This window comes from Actinomadura geliboluensis, assembly GCF_005889745.1.
Classification (GTDB): domain Bacteria; phylum Actinomycetota; class Actinomycetes; order Streptosporangiales; family Streptosporangiaceae; genus Spirillospora; species Spirillospora geliboluensis.
Map to the genome: position 1 here is coordinate 1 of NZ_VCKZ01000743.1, position 1,293 is coordinate 1,293.

At 69.0% G+C, this 1,293-nt stretch carries 1 protein-coding gene; it reads right to left on the bottom strand.

All coding sequences use genetic code 11. The features are described from left to right. A partial coding sequence (locus ETD96_RS43970) for an HNH endonuclease signature motif containing protein (protein WP_171069553.1) occupies positions 1-1,153 on the bottom strand: 1,153 nt, incomplete at its 3' end. Positions 1,154-1,293: the final 140 nt, after the last annotated feature.

The window sequence follows — 1,293 nt, forward strand, 5'->3', positions numbered from 1 at the left end:
GGGTTCTGATTCCGGGTGGGTGGAGGCGGTAGGTGTAGCGGCCGTCCAGCGCTTTGGTGATCTGGATGCGGTCTGGGTTGGTGTGTTTGTAGCGGTTGTGCCAGCCGCAGGTGAGTGCGAGTTGGTCGATGTCGGTGGGGCTTCGGCCGAGGGCCCAGCCGTTGACGTGGTCGACCTCGCACAGCGTCCCGGGCACCTCGCACCCCTGCACCGCGCAGGTGGAGTACAGGGTTTCCAGGACCTGGCGCTGTGGGGCGGTGGCGAACCGGACCCGGTGGCCCAGGTACAGCGGGGTGTTACCCCGACCGAGCAGGAGCGGAGACACCCCTGCGCTGAGCGCGATGCGGCGGGCTTGGGCGGCGGGGATGGGGGTCCCGTCGGTGAGGCGTGCCGGGGCCTGGCCGCCGGTGAGGGTGTCCAGGTCGCAGATGACGGTGACCTTGGTGGCCTTGTGCCCGCCCGACAGGACGGTGGTCAGCGCTGCCGCGGTGCGTTCGGACAGGTCGCGGTGGTCGTCGGTTCCGGCGGGTTTGGCCAGCGGCCCGAGGGTGCCGTCCCAGATCGCGGCGTCTTCGGCGTTCAGCCAGCCCTTGATGTAGCGGCCGCCGTCGAGGGACCGTGTCGAGTCGATCCAGGATCGCTCGTAGCCGCGCGCCACGTCCTCGGGTGCTTGCTCGGTGCCGTCGCGTTCGGCGATCACGTCGCGGATCCGCTTGCCGAAGGAGGCGACCTTTCCGGCGGAGAAGCCCTGGTCGACCATGCCCAGCAGGATGCTCTCGGCCGCGGGGCAGTCATCGTCGTCGAGCCGGGTGACGGCGTCGGCGATGGTGGCGGCATATCCGGCCGACAGGTCACCGGCGGTCCACCGCTCGGTCATCTCGGGGACGCGGTGGCGCTGGCGGGCCAGGGTGAGGCGTTCCTTGGCGCGGGACTCGCGCATCCCGAGGCGGGACCGCAGCCAGGACCGGGTGGAGGGGTATCCCCACCGTTGCACTTCGCGGGACCGGTCGACCATGCCGATGAATCCTGCGAGTGCGGCTTCCTGCAGATCGCCTGCGGTGGCGAGGGTTTCGGTGAGTTCCAGGCACGCCGCCGCCGATTCGGGGGCGGCGCGGGAGGCGAGTTCGGCGGCGATCGCCGATGCCGCGTTCACCAATTCCATGGTGCAATGCCGTTAAATTAAGCTGCTGGGCAGATCAATCGGATCGTGGCCGGCGAGTCGTGGGTGATGTTCTCGTCCGTCTCACGTTTAACTCGGTATGAGTTGTGCCGTGCGCGTTTCAGCTTGCGAGG